General features: G+C 35.0%; 16 protein-coding genes. All 16 read left to right on the plus strand.

Going from position 1 to position 17994, the window contains the following annotated elements:
* The first annotated feature begins 13 nt into the window (after window positions 1-13).
* The 16 genes from CA598_RS24225 to CA598_RS24305 all read left to right on the plus strand — a co-directional run bounded on the left by CA598_RS24225 (window position 14) and on the right by CA598_RS24305 (window position 17738).
* Window positions 14-640: a sugar transferase gene (locus CA598_RS24225; RefSeq protein ID WP_094878172.1), complete on the plus strand. Its 627-nt coding sequence runs from the start codon at window positions 14-16 to the stop codon at window positions 638-640.
* Window positions 641-706: 66 nt separating this feature from the next.
* A complete protein-coding gene (locus CA598_RS24230) occupies window positions 707-1915 on the plus strand; it encodes a glycosyltransferase family 4 protein (protein WP_094878173.1) in 1209 nt (402 codons plus the stop codon).
* Between the two features lie 6 nt (window positions 1916-1921).
* On the plus strand, window positions 1922-2941 hold the full coding sequence (locus CA598_RS24235; RefSeq protein ID WP_060621839.1) for a polysaccharide biosynthesis protein: 1020 nt from the start codon (window positions 1922-1924) through the stop codon (window positions 2939-2941).
* 1 nt (window position 2942) lies between these two features.
* The gene (locus tag CA598_RS24240) at window positions 2943-4058 is read left to right on the plus strand and encodes a polysaccharide biosynthesis C-terminal domain-containing protein (RefSeq protein ID WP_094878174.1); all 1116 of its coding nucleotides are present in this window, start codon (window positions 2943-2945) and stop codon (window positions 4056-4058) included.
* 3 nt (window positions 4059-4061) lie between these two features.
* Window positions 4062-5195: a non-hydrolyzing UDP-N-acetylglucosamine 2-epimerase gene (wecB, locus tag CA598_RS24245; RefSeq protein WP_094878175.1), complete on the plus strand. Its 1134-nt coding sequence runs from the start codon at window positions 4062-4064 to the stop codon at window positions 5193-5195.
* The gene (locus tag CA598_RS24250; RefSeq protein WP_094878176.1) at window positions 5188-6180 is read left to right on the plus strand and encodes a glycosyltransferase family 2 protein; all 993 of its coding nucleotides are present in this window, start codon (window positions 5188-5190) and stop codon (window positions 6178-6180) included. The genes wecB and CA598_RS24250 overlap by 8 nt, the downstream gene beginning before the upstream one ends.
* A gap of 158 nt (window positions 6181-6338) precedes the next feature.
* Window positions 6339-7556 (plus strand): glycosyltransferase, encoded by a 1218-nt coding sequence (locus CA598_RS24255; RefSeq protein WP_094878177.1) that lies wholly within the window; start codon window positions 6339-6341, stop codon window positions 7554-7556.
* A 31-nt stretch (window positions 7557-7587) separates the two neighbouring features.
* Window positions 7588-8850, plus strand: coding sequence for an O-antigen polymerase (locus CA598_RS24260; RefSeq protein ID WP_094878178.1), 1263 nt, complete (start codon window positions 7588-7590; stop codon window positions 8848-8850).
* A 30-nt stretch (window positions 8851-8880) separates the two neighbouring features.
* Window positions 8881-10161 (plus strand): glycosyltransferase family 4 protein, encoded by a 1281-nt coding sequence (locus tag CA598_RS24265; RefSeq protein ID WP_094878179.1) that lies wholly within the window; start codon window positions 8881-8883, stop codon window positions 10159-10161.
* Window positions 10162-10201: 40 nt separating this feature from the next.
* Complete coding sequence (locus tag CA598_RS24270; RefSeq protein WP_256990625.1) at window positions 10202-11524, plus strand: flippase; 1323 nt, start codon at window positions 10202-10204, stop codon at window positions 11522-11524.
* A 17-nt stretch (window positions 11525-11541) separates the two neighbouring features.
* Window positions 11542-12453: a glycosyltransferase family protein gene (locus tag CA598_RS24275; protein ID WP_094878180.1), complete on the plus strand. Its 912-nt coding sequence runs from the start codon at window positions 11542-11544 to the stop codon at window positions 12451-12453.
* A 5-nt stretch (window positions 12454-12458) separates the two neighbouring features.
* Window positions 12459-13760: a UDP-glucose dehydrogenase family protein gene (locus tag CA598_RS24280; protein ID WP_094878181.1), complete on the plus strand. Its 1302-nt coding sequence runs from the start codon at window positions 12459-12461 to the stop codon at window positions 13758-13760.
* Window positions 13761-13801: 41 nt separating this feature from the next.
* Window positions 13802-14386: a YdcF family protein gene (locus CA598_RS24285; RefSeq protein ID WP_143812450.1), complete on the plus strand. Its 585-nt coding sequence runs from the start codon at window positions 13802-13804 to the stop codon at window positions 14384-14386.
* Between the two features lie 468 nt (window positions 14387-14854).
* On the plus strand, window positions 14855-16252 hold the full coding sequence (gene hemA, locus CA598_RS24295; protein WP_094878183.1) for a glutamyl-tRNA reductase: 1398 nt from the start codon (window positions 14855-14857) through the stop codon (window positions 16250-16252).
* A 5-nt stretch (window positions 16253-16257) separates the two neighbouring features.
* Window positions 16258-17085: a cytochrome c biogenesis protein CcsA gene (gene ccsA, locus CA598_RS24300; protein ID WP_094873478.1), complete on the plus strand. Its 828-nt coding sequence runs from the start codon at window positions 16258-16260 to the stop codon at window positions 17083-17085.
* A gap of 5 nt (window positions 17086-17090) precedes the next feature.
* Window positions 17091-17738 (plus strand): precorrin-2 dehydrogenase/sirohydrochlorin ferrochelatase family protein, encoded by a 648-nt coding sequence (locus CA598_RS24305; RefSeq protein WP_094878184.1) that lies wholly within the window; start codon window positions 17091-17093, stop codon window positions 17736-17738.
* Window positions 17739-17994: the final 256 nt, after the last annotated feature.

Below are 17994 nucleotides of genomic sequence, written 5' to 3' on the forward strand. Positions count from 1 at the left end.
ATCAGGTGAACTTATGAGACCTTATGTTTACGTGAAACAAACCATTGATTTTCTGTTGGCTTTAATCGGAATGTTAGTGTTATGGCCGGTCTTTTTGATCATCGCGATCGTGATTAAGACAAGCTCTAAAGGCCCTGTCCTATTTAAACAAAAGCGATTAGGCAAAAATAAATCGGAATTCTATATTCTCAAATTTAGAACGATGCGAACGGATACGCCTAATGATATGCCGACTCATCTATTGAAGGATCCGGATTTTTTTATCACTAAAGTAGGTAAGTTCCTAAGGAAAACAAGCTTGGATGAGCTACCTCAGATTATCAATATTTTTAAAGGTGAAATGAGTATCGTTGGACCTCGCCCTGCGTTATGGAATCAACATGATCTGATTGCTGAGCGAGATAAGTACGGGGCAAATGATATCAAACCTGGATTGACGGGGTGGGCACAAATTAATGGTAGAGATGAGCTACCGAACATTGTTAAAGCAGAATATGATGGATTTTATGTGAAAAATAAAAGCGTGGTTTTAGATGTTAAGGTTTTTTTAAAGACCATCTTTAAAGTTTCAACAGCTAATGGAATTGTTGAAGGTGGTAAGCTATATGACAAGACAACTGAAAATAATTTAACTAATTAACTGATAAAAACAGATGCAATTTGAAATTACAGCATACTTCGATCAAATAAGGAAATGTGAACGATCATGAAAATTCTGGTAGTGTGTCAGTATTACTATCCTGAGCAATTCAGAATAAATGATATATGTGAAACACTGGTATCCGAAGGACATGATGTGACTGTTCTAACTGGATTACCAAATTACCCAAAAGGGAAATTATATAGAGGTTATTCTTGGTTTAGAAAGAGAGCCGAAATAGTGGGTGGTGTAAAAGTAAAGAGAGTACCTATCTTTACTCGTGGAAAAAACTATCCAAAACTGGCATTAAATTATTTATCCTTTATTGTTGCGGCTTCTATAAAAGCCATTTTTCTTGAAAAGGATTACGATGTTGTCTATGTTTATCAACTATCACCTGTAACTATGGCTATACCTGCAATACTTTATAAAAAAATAAATAAGACAAAGTTAGCATTATATTGCCTTGATATTTGGCCAGAAAGCATTGCAGCAGCGGGTATAGATCATTCTTCATTTATGTATAGGTATCTATTGGAATTAAGTAGGAAGATTTATAAAAGCGCAGATGTTATTTCTGTTACATCACAATCATTTATGAATTACCTAACTGATGTTATTGGTTTGGATAATAACCATCTTATTTATCAACCGCAATATGCAGAAGAATTGTTCTTAAGTAGAAATCTTGAACATGATAAATCCATTAATAATTTAGAAATGAATTTAGTGTTTGCTGGGAATATTGGTGAAATGCAAAGTGTAGACACAATCATAAGAGCTGCACATGAGTTGAGAGATATAAAAACTATTAAATGGCATATTATTGGAGATGGGTCTGCAAAGTTAAAATGTGAGGAGCTTGTAAACGAGCTAAAGCTAAATGAAAATGTTATTTTTTATGGGAAGAGATCTGTTGAAGAGATGCCTGGATTTTATTCCAAAGCTTCTGCATTTCTCGTAACTTTAAATAAAAATGAGAACATTTCACGTACTTTACCAGGAAAAGTTCAGTCGTATATGGCCTTTGGGAAACCCATCATTGGAGCAATAGACGGTGAAACAAGACGAGTGATTCTAGAGTCTGGTTGTGGCTTATGTTGTGAAGCTGAGAACTATAAAGGACTAGCAGATATTATAAGAGAATTCATTTCGGAACCTACTATGATCGTAGAGTATGGTGAAAAATCGCGTATCTATTACGAAAGGAATTTTAGTAAACAAAATTTCATGAATAGTTTAATTCATCAATTAAATAAACTTACGAAAAGGTGATGAAATATGTTCAAAGATAAGTGTCTTTTAATTACTGGTGGTACAGGTTCATTTGGTAATGCCGTATTAAAGAGATTTCTGAATACTGAAATCGGAGAAATTAGAATTTTCTCACGCGATGAAAAAAAACAAGATGACATGCGAAAGGAACTAAAAAACGATAAAGTTAAGTTTTTTATTGGTGACGTGAGAGACTATAACAGTATTGCAGCGGCTATGCATAATGTTGACTATGTATTCCATGCAGCAGCTTTGAAACAAGTGCCTTCCTGTGAATTTTTCCCTATGGAAGCTGTGAAGACAAACGTAATCGGAACCGAGAATGTTCTTAATGCTGCGATTGCCTTTGGAGTGAAGAAAGTAGTTTGTCTCTCAACAGACAAAGCGGTTTATCCGATAAATGCAATGGGGATTTCCAAAGCGATGATGGAAAAGGTTATGGTTGCTAAATCCAGAACAGTTTCTCATGAGAACACATTAATTTGTGGAACTCGTTATGGTAACGTTATGTGCTCCCGAGGTTCGGTAATACCATTATTTATTGATCAAATTAAAAATTATGAGGATATTACGATTACAGATCCAGATATGACTCGTTATCTAATGTCATTGGAAGATGCTGTGGAACTTGTACTATTTGCGTTCAACAAAGCAGTACAAGGTGATATATTCGTTCAAAAAGCTCCTGCATCTACTATTGGAGAGTTGGCTCTTGCTTTGAAGGAATTATTTCAGTCAGATAGTCAAACAAGAGTCATTGGAACTAGACATGGTGAGAAGCTATATGAAACGTTGTTAACACGTGAAGAAATGGCTAAAGCAGAGGATTTGGGAAGTTATTATCGCGTCTCAGCAGATACTAGAGATTTGAATTATAATAAGTTTTTTGAAGAAGGCGATGAGGAAATCTCTGAGGGGTGGGAATATAATTCTCATAATACAGAGAGATTAGATATTCAAGGGATAAAGGAACTTTTATTAGGTTTAGAATCAATCAAAAAAGAACTATTGGCAGGAGTACACTGATATGAAAACTGTCTTGGTAACAGGTGCATTCGGATTTATCGGACGAAATTTAGTTGCAACATTAAGTAGAAGAGAAGATATTGAAGTATTGAAGATTGGCTCCAAGCATTCATTAAATGAATTAGAAGAGTGTGCTATTAAAGCGGATTTTATTTTTCATTTGGCAGGAATCAATCGTCCTGAGAATATTGAAGATTTTGCGAGTGGTAATTTAGGTTATACAGAACAGTTGATTAAACTGTTAAATAAAAACACTAAAAAAACACCAATAGTATTAACTTCTTCGATACAAGCTGAGCGAAGTAATCCATACGGAACTAGTAAATTTGCAGCAGAAAAAACAGTTTCACATTATGGGAGAACTGTTGGAGTAAACACTTACATATATCGGCTTCCTAACGTGTTTGGCAAATGGAGTAAACCAAACTATAACTCTGTGGTCGCTACTTGGTGTTACAACATTAGTAGGAATATTCCAATCCAAATCAATGATCCAGATGCAGAGATATCTCTGGTTTACATTGATGAAGTTATTGAATCCTTCATTAATGTAATGGATAACTGTGAAATGAAAAATGAGAACAATTATACTGTCTCACCGAGATCTTTCAAAATTAAACTGGGAGATTTAGAAACAAGTATAAAGAACTTTAAAGATAGCAGAGATACTCTCGTCATCACTGATTTAGAAAGTGATTTTGAACGTTTTCTTTATAGCACCTATCTTTCATATTTGGCTGAAGATGATTTTGGTTATGATCTAGAAATGAAACATGATAATAGAGGCTGGCTAGCGGAATTTATTAAGACTAAACAATCAGGACAAGTATTTATATCCCGGACTAAACCAGGTATCACTCGTGGGAATCATTGGCACCATACGAAGGTAGAAAAATTCCTTGTTATTGAAGGGAAAGCTGTTGTAAGATTCCGACAAATTGAAGGTGACCAGATTATTGAATATCCGGTGATTGGGGAGTCATTAAAAGTAATTGATATTCCACCTGGATACACACATTCTATAACTAATACTGGTGCAACCGATGTGATAACTCTTTTCTGGGCTAATGAATTGTTTAATCCTGAGAAACCAGATACTTATTACTTGGAGGTTTAATTAATGGAAAAACTTAAAGTCATGACAATCTTAGGCACCAGACCAGAGATCATTCGCTTATCTGAGTGTATTAAGGCTTGCGATAGATATTTCAATCATATTTTAGTACATACTGGACAGAACTGGGATTATACTTTGAACGAAGTATTTTTCAATGAACTTGAACTTCGGCAACCCGATTATTTTCTAGAGGCAGTGGGAACAAGCCTTGGTGAAACCATGGGGAATATTATAGCTAAATCTTTTGAAGTGCTAGAGAAAGAAAAACCTGATGCTCTTCTAATTTTAGGTGATACTAATAGCGCACTTAGTGCTATTGCTGCTAAAAGACTGAAAGTGCCTATTTTCCATATGGAAGCAGGCAACAGATGTTTTGATCAAAATGTTCCAGAAGAAATCAATCGTAAGATTGTTGACCATATCTCTGATATTAATCTGCCTTATACAGAGCATTCCAGAAGATATCTTCTAACGGAAGGATTCCGTAAAGAACATATTTTTGTTACAGGCTCTCCAATGCAAGAAGTGCTTCAGGCTCACATGGACAAAATTGATGAAAGTGATGTTCTTGAGAGATTGAATTTAGAAACAGGAAAATACATTATCGTGTCCGCGCATCGTGAAGAAAATATTGATAACGAGCAGAATTTCATATCGCTTATGACAGCAATTAATAAAATAGCTGAGCGTTTTCAAATGCCTGTAATTTACTCTACTCATCCAAGAAGCATGAAATACATTGAACAAAGAGATTTTAAGTTTCACCCACTTGTTCAGAATCTCAAACCGTTTGGTTTTTTAGACTATAACAAGTTGCAGAAAAATAGTTATTGCGTTCTTTCGGATAGTGGTACCTTGTCTGAGGAAAGTGCAATGTTAGAGTTTCCGGGGGTCTTGTTGAGAACTTCGACTGAAAGACCTGAAGTTCTTGATAAAGGGACAATAGTTGTTGGTGGTATAAATGAAAAAACTATTCTGCAAGGAATAGAGTTGAGTTATGAGATGTCCAAAGGTAAGGTGAAAACCAAAATAGCTATTGATTACATCGATGATAATGTATCAGTAAAGGTAGTGAAAATTATCCAAAGTTATGTAGGTATTATCAACAGGGTTGTGTGGGGGAAACAGCATGATTAGTGTTATTATCCCGCTATATAATGTTGAAAAATATATAGAATTTTGTCTTCAATCTTTCGAATATCAAATAGAACGTGAGTTTGAAATAATTGTTATCGATGATGGATCAACAGACAATTCAGCCGCTATTGTTAATGAGTATATTAAGCAAAGTTCTTTGAAAATAAGATTAATAAATCAGGTGAATTCTGGAGTTAGTGCAGCTCGCAATAAAGGGATAAATGAATCTCAAGGGAATTATATCTGCTTTGTGGATTCTGATGACATGGTTGCTCCTGAATATTTAAGTGAATTAAGAAGAATGCTCAATGAATATGGATCTGATTTGGCGTTTTGCGGTTTTAAAAAAGTACCGGAGAATTATTCAGTTAAAAGATATAAAGATTATTATAATGATAAATTTCATGAAACAGTAACTTCTTATGAAGCTTTAAGAAAATATTTATACCATGAATTTGTATCAGGAGCATGCACTCTTTTAGTTAAAAAGGAGTTGATAGAGAGAAATAAATTAAGGTTCTCAGAAGGATATCGTTACAGTGAGGATCTTGAAATGGTATGGAAGCTAATTTCTTATTCGAAGAGTGTTTCAATAAACAAAAATGAATTATATATCTATAGAACACGCCAAGGTTCTGCTATGAGTTTTGTTGACGAAAGACGAACCGATGGATTTCAGTTAATGAAAAGATTAGAAGGACATTTTAAAAATAATAGACCTGATTTTTCTCGTGAATTTATTAATTTCGGAATAGCAAGATGGGTATGGGCTACATTGTGGCAGAATGCTATTGCTAGTGAGAACTATCGTATTTTTTCTGAATCTGCAGAGCAATATAATTCTAAAACTTATATGAGGAAACTGCTTAAATTTCCGGATTTTAAAATTACAATAACTTCTTTGATTTATTGTATTTTTCCAATCATATATTACTTAATTGTTAATAAAATTGGTATTAAGTTACTAGATAGAAGGAATGGTTAATACTAAAGATTAAGTTTATAAAGCTGCTGTTATAAAGTGGTCATTCTACTTAAATACAACCGCCATCGAATGGGTGAAAATTGTAAAACGATGATTTTGAGATGTATTAATTAGTAATTAATGAGATATATGATTAAGTTTCTAGAGGTGTGCAAATTATGAAAATTCTGTATTTTGGTAGTGCTTGTGATGAAGAATGGTTTACTAATGTTGCGGCTACTAGAAAATTACCTTCTTTAGTAGCACAGTATAAATTTGAAATGGCATTATTAAATGGTTTTTCACTTACAAATGATACTGAAGTAGATGTATATTATCTTTATCAAGAACATTATTATCCTAAGGGGAAACGCCTTTTATTCCCAAATAAAAAGAAGAAAATAAATAATAAATATGATGTTACATATATATCTAGTGTGAATTTACCGCTTTTGAAGGAAATGATCTTTTTTTTTAAGGGGTTTTTAATAACATTATTTTGGGTGTTTAGTAATTTAAAAATAAAAGAGAAGACTATATTAACTCCATTTAACTATACCCCGTTATCGCTAGGTATATATTTGGCAGCTAAACTAATGGGAATAAAAAGATTAAACGTATTTACTGATCTCTCAAGTGATATTATTAATCAAAAAAGACAAAAAGATATGATATGGGTAAAAAAGTGTCTTCTTCCTTTTTATTTAAAGTTAATTAATTTTGTTGAAAAAAATTATGATATGTATATTTTGTTTACAGAGGAAATGAACAAAAAAGTTAATCCGAAAAACAAACCTTATTTAGTTTTAGAAGGAATATATAATAATCAACTAGATTTAAAACATTTAAAGAAAGAAAAAGCAATTATGTATGCAGGTACATTAGCATATGAATATGGTATAAAAAATATTCTAGATGCATTTGAACAACTTGAAAATAGTGACCTCCAATTATGGATATTTGGTGATGGGGACATGAAAGACTATATTAAAGAGTTAAGTGTAAGAGATAAGAGGGTGAAATTCTTTGGATTTCAAGCTCACAATAAAGTCTTTGAATACGAGAAAAAGGCCACATTGTTAGTGAATGCAAGAAATCCTGAAGATGAGTATACTTTTTACTCTTTTCCATCAAAAACTTTTGAATATATGGTTTCAGGTACACCATTTCTTACAACAAAATTAAAAGGTATACCAGAAGAGTATTATAAATATGTATTTACGATTGATGAGTACAATGTTGAATCTTTAAAACAAAAAATGGAAGGAATTTTATCAATTAATCAAGAAAAACTAGATGAATTAGGAGAAGATGCAAGGAGATTTATATTAGAAAATAAAAATAGTCTTGTACAATCTGCTAAAATCATTCATAAAATCCAAAAAATGATCCAGTAAATTAGAAGGACTTTTCAATAAGGAGATTCTAATGAGTTATTTAATAGCTATTATATGTTTTCTATTTGTATTCCTGATTTATAAATTTGATCGCAAACTATATAACCCATACATATTTTTTAATTTATGGTGGGGATCTACTATACTTATTTCTGGTATGGGTCTCTTTGGAATCAATGTACCCACTATTAATACATATTTTATAATGTTAATTGCCATCGCTTCTTTTAATTTATCAGTTTTTTTAAAATTTAATATAGGCTTAGAAAAATCAATGAGTTTAAATGAAAAATGTTCTTATAATGAAAACAAGGCGATTAATTATATTGTTAAACTTCATATAATTATAATTCTCTATTTAGTGAAAAGATCAATATCAGTGCTACAAATGTTACTCTCAGGTATGGATTATGGAACAATTAGATATGAATTCTTTTATGCAGATAATATTACAAGTAAATATGATCAATTAATAAATAATTGGTTTGTAGTTCCAATAATTACTTTTAGTATAATTTTGCTCTCACTTATGATAATAGAAAAAAGCTATAGTAAGTTTATGTTGATCACAACATTACTGTGCGTTGGACTCTATTCATTTTCTTCTGGTGGCCGCAGTTTATTGCTAATATCTGGATTATCCATTGTAATATCTTGGATTATGAACAGTGAAAGATCTAAAATAGGTTTTATTGGAAAAGTTAAAATTCGAGTTTCCATTTTTGCTTTAATCGGTTCTATGTTGCTAATAACAATTCTTAGAAGTGATGCAACTGGTAATCCGATAAAGGATACACTTAAAACAGTGGTTTTATATTTCACTGCTCCTTATATTTATTTTGAAAATGTATTTGATATGATCAGACAAGAAAGAGTGGTATTGTTTGGTGGAGCTTTTTTTGGAGGTATTGTAGATATATTTATACTATTATCAAGGTACCTTGGTTTAGATATTAATCAAATATCCTCATATATAGGTAAATACAATCAGATGTATATTTCTGTAGGTGGAAATTCATTTTATAATGCATTTCCTACTATGTTGTATACTTTCTTTTATGATTTTGGTTACTTGGGAATAATTTTAGAATCTTTTTTATTTGGTCTATTAGCTAAATATTTCTATTGGAAAATGAGAAGACTAAACAATATTGCATATAAAGGTATGTATATTATGGTAGCAATTATGATTTACGAAAGTACTATGCGATGGGTAGGTACAAGTGCAACCCCATGGATTGTTATTTTACTGTTTTTTGCGTTCAATAAAATCTCAAAGGTGAAAAAAAAATGAAAGAATATATAGACTGTTGAAGGAGATATTATGAAAGTGCTATGGCTTACTAATATAGCTTTACCAGAAGCTAGTAATTTAATGAACAAAACTATTCTTCCTTTGGGAGGGTGGCTTGTCAACGCGTCAAAAGAGTTATCACATCAGAGGGATATTAACTTGACAATCGCGTTTCCTTCAAATGAAGTGAAAACCGTGAAAAAAATAATGGGGGAAAAAATAACGTATTTCGCTTTCGCAGCAGTAACAAATGAAAGTGATAGTAGTATGCTTGAACAAATACTGAATGAAACAAAACCTGATATTGTGCATGTATTTGGAACAGAGTTTATACACACACTAATTATGATAAATCTTTGCAATGATAGAAAAATAAAATCAGTAATTTCTATACAAGGTTTAGTTTCTATTATCGCACAACACTACTTGATAGGTTTACCAGCGCTTGCAACCTACAGATTTACTTTTAGAGATTTAATTAAGAGAGATAACATAATTCAACAGAAAAATAAATACTCAAAACGAGGGGTAAAGGAAGTAAAAGCATTAAAAATGGTAGAAAATGTAATAGGGAGAACCACTTGGGATAAGGCTTGTAGCACGCAAATAAATCCTGGAATTAATTATTACTTCTGCAATGAGACTTTAAGAAGTGAGTTTTATAATAATATTTGGAAATTAGATGAATGTGAGCCTCATTCAATATTTGTTAGCCAGGCTTCTTATACTATCAAAGGATTGCATTTTCTGCTTCAAGCATTACCATTAGTCTTAAAAAAATTTCCTGATACCAAACTGTATATTGCTGGAGCCGATATCACGAAGTATGATAATTTATTTCAAAGGATGAAAATTTCCTCTTATGGAGTCTATATAAGAAAACTAATAAAAAAATATAAATTATATAACAATGTCTTTTTTACAGGATATCTTGATGAAAAACAAATGTGTCAAAGATTTCTGAAATCAAATGTATTTGTTTCTGCATCAACTATTGAAAATGAATCCAATTCTTTAAGTGAAGCAAAATTATTAGGGGTGCCATCTATTTCATCATATGTAGGAGGAGTTACTGATAGATTAAAGCATAACGAAGATGGTTATTTTTATCAATTTGATGCTCCTTATATGCTAGCATATTATTTATGTGAAGTATTTGAAAATAAGGAAAATACACTTAAACTATCACGGAATGCTAGGAGAAATGCATTGGAATACCATGATATAGTCAAAAATACAAAAAAAACTATGGAAATTTATTACAATATAATTAATGATTTTAGAACAAAAAAACATAGTGATATCTTGTAATTCACGTAATTAAACAAACGGTTGGAGTGAATTTAATATAGTGGGGATATTTAAGAAAGTGAAAGAAAAATTCATTTTTGCCGAAATGACGAAAAAGACATTATTTAATTCTGGATGGTTGATAACTGATAAATTAATCACTATGATTATTGGTATATTCATAACTGCAATCATTGCTCGTTATTTAGGACCTGAAAATTACGGTGAATTCAATTATGCCTTAGCTTTTGTTTCCTTATTTACTGCTATCTCAACATTGGGTTTAGAGGTCTTAACTGTTAAATCTATAGTGAATAAAGAAGAAAATGAGGGGACAATTTTATTTACCAGCCTTCTTCTTAGAATTTTAGGTGGGATTATATTAATTGTCTTTTCAACTATAGCAATAAAGATAATAGAACCAACTGATTTTAATTTACATATTTTAGTATTAATTATGTCTTTTTCTATGCTTATAAAATCTTTTGAAGTAATTGAATATTGGATACAGGCATATCAACTTGCTAGGGTATCTTCGATAATTCGTATCTTGACTACGATAGTAACGGCTCTATTGAAGTTAGGATTAGTTTTTTTTAAGGGTGGGTTAATTACTTTTTCATTAATTTATACAATAGATGCGATTATTGTAAGTGTTGCTCTTATGATTTCCTATTTTAAATTAAGAGAGAATAAATCTATCTGGAATATTAGTATTTCTTATGCGAGAAAAATGTTACAACAAAGTTGGTATTTAATTCTTTCTGGCTTGATGATAACTTTATATATGAGATTAGACCAAGTAATGCTAGGTTATATGATGGATACAAAAGATGAGTTAGGTATTTACTCAGCTTCAGCGAGAATAGCAGAAATGTGGTATTTTGTTCCAATGGCTGTAATTACTTCTTTCAGACCAGTGATTATGAAAAAAAAGAATGATGAAGTTGGATTTTTAGATTCACTTCAAAGACTATATCAAATAATAGCTTGGATGGGGATATTGTTTGGAATCTTTATCATCCTTCTATCTAAACCAATAATATTGATCTTATATGGTACTGATTATTTAGATGCTGCGAAAATACTATCAGTAAGTGTATGGGCTGGAACTTTTGCAATGTTGGGATCAGCTAGATCAATTTGGTTAGTATGTCAAGGGCTTCAAAAATTCACCTTAGCGTATACATTCGGTGGATTGATAGTTAATGTTATACTTAATTATTTATTTATTCCTATTTATGGCGCACTTGGAGCGGCAGTGGCTACACTTGCCTCTCAGTTTTTTGCCAATATTGTTGTTTTATTATTATTCAAAAAAACAAGGTTATCTTCAATTATGATATTGAAGGCTTTTTCACCTAAATTTAACTTTAAAAAATAGTGATAAGGAGGGGAGTCATGTTAGCTCCTGTATTAATTTTCGTTTATGCAAGACCAGAGCACACAAAAAAGACAATTGAAGCATTAGCCAATAATTATCTAGCTAACGAAACAGATGTATTTATTTTTTCAGACGCTCCCAAGAATGAGAATTCATCTATGAATGTGCAACTGGTAAGAGATTATATAAATACTCTATCAAAAAGGAATTTGTTTAAATCAGTCAAAATCATTAATTCTCAAGTTAATAAAGGATTGGCAAATTCAATTATATTAGGTGTGGATGAGATTATTAAGTTGAAAGAAAGAGTTATAGTTCTTGAAGACGATTTAGTATCTTCTCCAGATTTTCTTACTTACATGAATGATGCTTTGAGTTTTTATAAAGAAGATAAGAGTATTTGGTCCATCAGCGGTTATACGTTTGATTTAAAAATACCTAATTACTATAAAAGTGAGGTTTATTTATCATATCGAGGTTGTAGTTGGGGATGGGCTACTTGGAAAAATAGATGGGATTCTGTAGATTGGATGGTATCTGATTATAGTCTTTTTAAAAAAGATAAGAGACTTCGAGAGAAGCTAAATCATGGGGGAAGAGACATGGCCGCTATGCTAGATGCACAAATGGACGGGAAAATTGATTCTTGGGCAATAAGATGGTGCTATAGTCAATCAAAATCAGGTATGTTTACTGTATATCCAAGAGTCTCAAGAATAAGAAATACTGGACTTGATGGGTCTGGAACGCATAGTGGAGTAAGTAACCGGTATGATGTATATCTGAATAACAACTATGAAAAGTGTGATTTTGATAATCCTGGACTTAATGAAACGATAATAAAGTCTTTCAAAGATAAATTTGGTACTAGATTTGAGTACTTTATCATATGGAATAAGACTCTTTTGAAAAAAATGTTAAGGATATGATGAATATGAAGATTACTGTAGCCGGAACAGGGTATGTAGGACTAGTAACAGCTGTTTGTCTTGCTGAAAAAGGAAATATTGTAACTTGTTTAGACATTGACGAGAAAAAAGTATCATTAATGCAAAAGGGTGTATCACCAATATACGAGCCTGATTTAGAAGGACTTATGATAAAAAATCAAAAAAAAATAACATACACTACAGATTACATAAAAGCCTATAAAGATGCTGATATTATAATTATTGGAGTGGGAACTCCAGAAAAAAGTGATGGCTCTGCAAATTTGAAATACGTTTTTGAAGTTGCTCGGCAAATAGCTCAGACTGTGGAAAAAGATTCTTTAGTCATAGTAAAATCAACAGTTCCAGTAGGAACTAATGATAAAGTGCAGCAAATTATTAAAGAACATATCAAACATAATGTTACGATTGAGGTTGTTTCCAATCCTGAATTTTTATCCCAAGGAACGGCTGTGAAAGATACTCTTCATGCCACACGAATTGTTTTGGGTGTTGAGTCTCAAAATGCTGAAAATATCATGAAGAAGATGTACAGACAATTTGAAATACCATTTGTAATTACCGATCGCAGAAGTGCTGAAATGATTAAGTATGCTGCAAATGATTTTCTTGCATTGAAGATATCATATATTAACGAAATGGCTAATTTATGTGAAATTGTTGGAGCTGACATTGATGATGTTGCCAAGGGAATGGGGATGGACCCTCGTATAGGTGAACGTTTCTTAAACGCTGGTATTGGTTATGGAGGTTCATGCTTCCCAAAAGACACTAAAGCTTTACATTGGCTTGCCAGCTTTAATGACTATGAATTGAAAACGGTCAAGGCAGCAATTGAAGTAAATGAAAATCAAAAAATAAAACTTATAAAAAAATCAAAAAAATATTTCGATAGTTTTAACGGTCTAAATATCTCTGTACTGGGATTAACGTTTAAACCAGGAACTGATGATTTAAGAGATGCACCTTCGTTAGTAAACATCCCCCTATTACTTGAGGATGGAGCTAATCTGAAAGCTTGGGATCCTGTGGGAATTGAAAATTTCAAAAAAATATATCCTGATGAAATATTGTATTGTAAGTCTATAGAGGAAACTTTAATAGATGCAGATATATGTTTTATTTTTACAGATTGGCCCGAAATTAAAAGTTTTGCACTCGATAAATTTATAAAATTAATGAAACATCCTTTGATATTTGATGGAAGAAATTGCTACTCTTTAGCTGAGGCAGAAGAAGTAGGTTTAATCTACGAATCTATTGGTAGAAGAAAAGTGTTCAATTGATTGTGTTAAAAGTACATAATAAGAAAATTTTCAGATGGTTTATGTTTATATTATTTCTAGCGTTATATTTATTCCTGATAGCTGGCCGCTTCCTTAACTTATCTCAACCTCTCAAAGAAGCAGACACCATCATCGTTCTCAGCGGAGGCCAAGACCGGGTAGAAAAGGCACTTGAATTATATAATGCTGGCTACGCTACTTATTTAATTCTTTCCAATGCCAAAGAGTCAACGAGTTCATCAGGTGACATGGTTCAAACCGCCCTAGCTCTAGGAATACCGCAGGACGCTATCTATACCGAGAATACGGCCGAAAGCACTTACCAGAACGCAGAATTCACACTCCCCATAATGAAGGAACACAATTTTACATCTGCGATTGTCGTTTCCTCTGAATTTCACATGCGGCGGGTGAAGTTTCTTTTTGATCGTGTGTACAAAAAATCGGATATTGAGCTTACGTATGTAGGATCTGCCTCAGGATATAACGCTAAGCGCTGGTGGAGTGACCGAAAGAGTAGGGAAACAACGTTCAACGAGTATATTAAATTGATGGGCAACACCTTTGGTTACAATGGACCGGAGGCAAAAAGTACGCTTGATCAGATAAAGAACTGGTTTCGTTAGTTTGGAATACCATATACTTTTTCCGAGGTGATTGTTATGAACGAAGCAAACTTAGTTTGTAAATCATGTGGTAGCACTACATTCACCAAAGGTGAAATGAGCAGAGGGGATTCAAACCTTCTGCCCATTGGTAAAACCTTTTCTTTTGGCTCACCGCTTATCTTCACATTTTGTAAAAAGTGTGGAGAAGTAGCTTCCATAAAAGTTACCAAACCGGAGAAATTTTGAGTTAGTTAATAATTAATCACAAAATAACCCATCCTAACCGTAGCGAACCTACGGTTTTTTATTTATAATAATTATTATCTGGATTTCATAAAGCGTTCAAAAAATCTGTAAAAAGTCGTATTTTCGTGTGATATACTTAACACAGTGTTTTTAGATGTTGTGAAAGTGAATATTATGTAAAAATATTCTTTAATATAACTGTACACAGTAATGAATAGAGACTAGGATGGTGAACTATCGATGCACATCGTCGTCGTTGGCCTGAATTATCGTACGGCTCCCGTGGAGGTTAGGGAACAGTTTGCTTTTGCGGAGAGTGATCTTCCGGCAGCGCTCCATCAACTGATGAAGACGAAGGGTGTGCTGGAAGGGGTCGTAGTAGCCACCTGCAACCGTACGGAAATTTATGTGGTCATGGACCGCCTTCATATGGGGGGCTATTTCCTCCGCGGCTTTATGGAGCAGTGGTTTGGAGTGAAAAATGAGCAATTTGCACAGCATATGTATATATATGAAGACGAGCAGGCGATTGCGCATTTGTTCCGTGTGACCTGCGGCCTGGATTCCATGGTGATTGGCGAGACGCAGATCCTGGGACAGGTACGAAGTTCTTTTCTCACAGCTCAGGCTGAGGGTGTAACGGGAACTTGGTTCAATCGGCTATTTAAACAAGCGGTGACACTCGGCAAAAGAGCACATAGTGAAACGTCAATCGGCGAAAGCGCAGTATCTGTCAGTTATGCGGCAGTGGAGCTGGGCAAGCGGATTTTTGGCATGTTCACTGGTAAAAGAGTACTGATTCTCGGCGCCGGCAAAATGAGCGAGCTCACTGTAAAGCATCTATATAGTAGTGGTGCGGCTGAGGTAATTGTCGCTAACCGTACGCTGTCGCGTGCGATTGAATTGGCAGAGAAGTTCTCGGGGAAGCCGAGCACGATTGAAGATGCTTTAAAAGCTCTTAATGAGGTAGATATCGTGATCAGCTCAACGGGAGCTGACGGCTATGTACTTTCGGCAGATCAGGTAGCGAATGCTATGAAGCGTCGTCCTTCGCGGCCGCTTTTTATGATTGATATCGCTGTACCCCGTGATATTGATCCTGCAGCGGCTAATGTGCCAGATGTTTTTTTGTATGATATTGACGATCTGGAGGGCATTGTGGAGAGTAACCTGGAAATGCGCCGGAGTGAAGCTGCGAAGATTGAAGTGATGATCAGCGAGGAAATGGATGAATTCCAATTGTGGCTGAAGACGCTTGGCGTGAGACCGGTAATCCGGGCGCTTCAGGATAAGTCGAATGCGATTCATGAGGAAACGATGGAAAGTTTATTCAATAAGCTGCCTGAGCTGGACGAGCATCAGCGCAAGGTGATCCGTCGCTTGACCAAAAGCATTGTGAACCAAATGATGCATGATCCAATCAATGTAATTAAAGAGATGTCCGGTGGCAAGCAGGGGAATGAAGCGCTTGATTATTTCTCCAAAATCTTTGCGCTACAGGAACAGCTCGAATCCAATTCAGATGGCGGAGATTCCGCCCCGGTTAAGCAGTCTAGTTCCACAGAACGTACTGCCGGTAGCGGCGATTTTTCTGTGCCTAAGACGGTGCTTGCTCCGGCAGGCCTGTTGGGTAGGTGAGTGCTATGCAACTGCTGAACGGAATATATGATGCCGCTCTGCTGCTATATGCCCTGAGCCTGCTGTTTGTTTTCTCGGATTGCCTTTACCGCAACCCGAGTGGGAAGCGGTTAGGCACGGGGCTTCTTGTTGTTGTGGGTCTTTTGCAAGCTACAGGACTCGGGATTCGTTTCTCTCAGGAGAAGGGGCTGCCCATTTTTACACCTTATGATTTCTTGTTCTGGTTTGCATTTAGTATTGTTCTGACTTCGCTTGCGGTGGCTTTTACACGTGGAGGCGAGTTTACGATTCTGCTGCTTAGTGTGGCTGGATTCTGTGTTTTTCTGCTAAATCGGGTGTGGCTGACGGCGGGGGGGCATACGCTTGAGACTTGGAGCTCGGTGTATGGCTGGTTGACAATGCATGTGATTTTGGCCAATTTGAGTTTTGCTGCACTGACACTTGGGACGGTATTTGCCATATTGTACTTATTTCTGCACACCAGACTCAAAAGCAAGCAATGGAGTGACCGAATTCGTCGTTTGCCGAACTTAGAGACTACAGATAAATATTCTTACACCGCTATTCTGGTGGGGACTCCTTTGCTGGCAATCTCTCTGGTGGTGGCTAGCTTATCTATTGTTTCTGAGGGACGGACACTATTATTGAAGGATTTAAAAGTACTAACGACATTGATTGGCCTTGGAATTTACATATTTTATATTATCTTTAAGAAATCCGGGCGGAAAAGTGGAGTAAGTATGGCTCGCTGGGCGATTTTAGGATATGCTTTTACTATCTTGAATTTTTTGTTGAATTCTTTGTCTGGTTTTCACGGCTGGAGCGGGGAGTGAAGAGCATGACTCGGTATTTGCCCATAATGCTGGATTGTGAAAAGCAACAGGTTGTGGTTATTGGCGGTGGTGCCGTGGCTGAACGGAAGGTGAGTGGGCTGCTGGAAGCTGGAGCGGTGGTTAAGATGATTAGTCCCTCTTTGACAGATATGCTTGCCTCTCTAGTGAAAAAGGGTCTCATGACCTGGCATGACCGCCCTTATGCTCCCGGAGATCTCCGTGGGGCCTTTCTCGTATATGCAGCCACTAACGATAGAACGGTTAATGAAGAGGTTGCGCAGGAGTCTAGGCGACTTGGCATTCCTGTGAATGTGGCTAGCCATGCGGAAGCGGGGGATTTTATTACGCCCGGAGTTGTACGTAGGGGTCGTTTGACAGTGGCTGTATCTACTTCGGGTGCTGGTCCGCTTGCGGCTGCGAAGATTAAAAGTGTGCTTGAAGAGGCGCTGGATGCGGCGTATGAGCCATATTTGGATTTTGTACATACTATGCGAACCCGGATTAAGGAAAAAGAATCTTCTGCTGAAGTTCGTGGAAGGCTTTTGCGGAAGCTTGGGGCGCTCGATGTGTTGAATGAGATGAGAAACGGTAGCTTTATTGCGTGGAGCCCGGAGGATATGGATGTTTGGATTGCTAGTCATCGGGCGGAGTAAAAGTGCGCGTGGACACTGTGAAGATTAAAATATTGGGTTAGATTAATGATATGAGTAAAATAGGCTACTGGTTGAGATAGTTCGAATAGTGGTGTCAGTAACGTTGTATTGGGCTGAAGTGGCTGGAATGTTCGAATGAGCGGTATAAGTACCCGTTGGGCTGGAGTGGCTGGAATGTTCGAAAGTAGGGCAAAAATGCCTCGGAATTACCCAAAAACGGTCATACCAGCGAAAAGAGAGGCAAAAATGCCTCGGA

The sequence above is a fragment of the Paenibacillus sp. VTT E-133291 genome, from assembly GCF_002264395.1.
Lineage (GTDB): Bacteria > Bacillota > Bacilli > Paenibacillales > Paenibacillaceae > Paenibacillus_AQ > Paenibacillus_AQ nitricinens.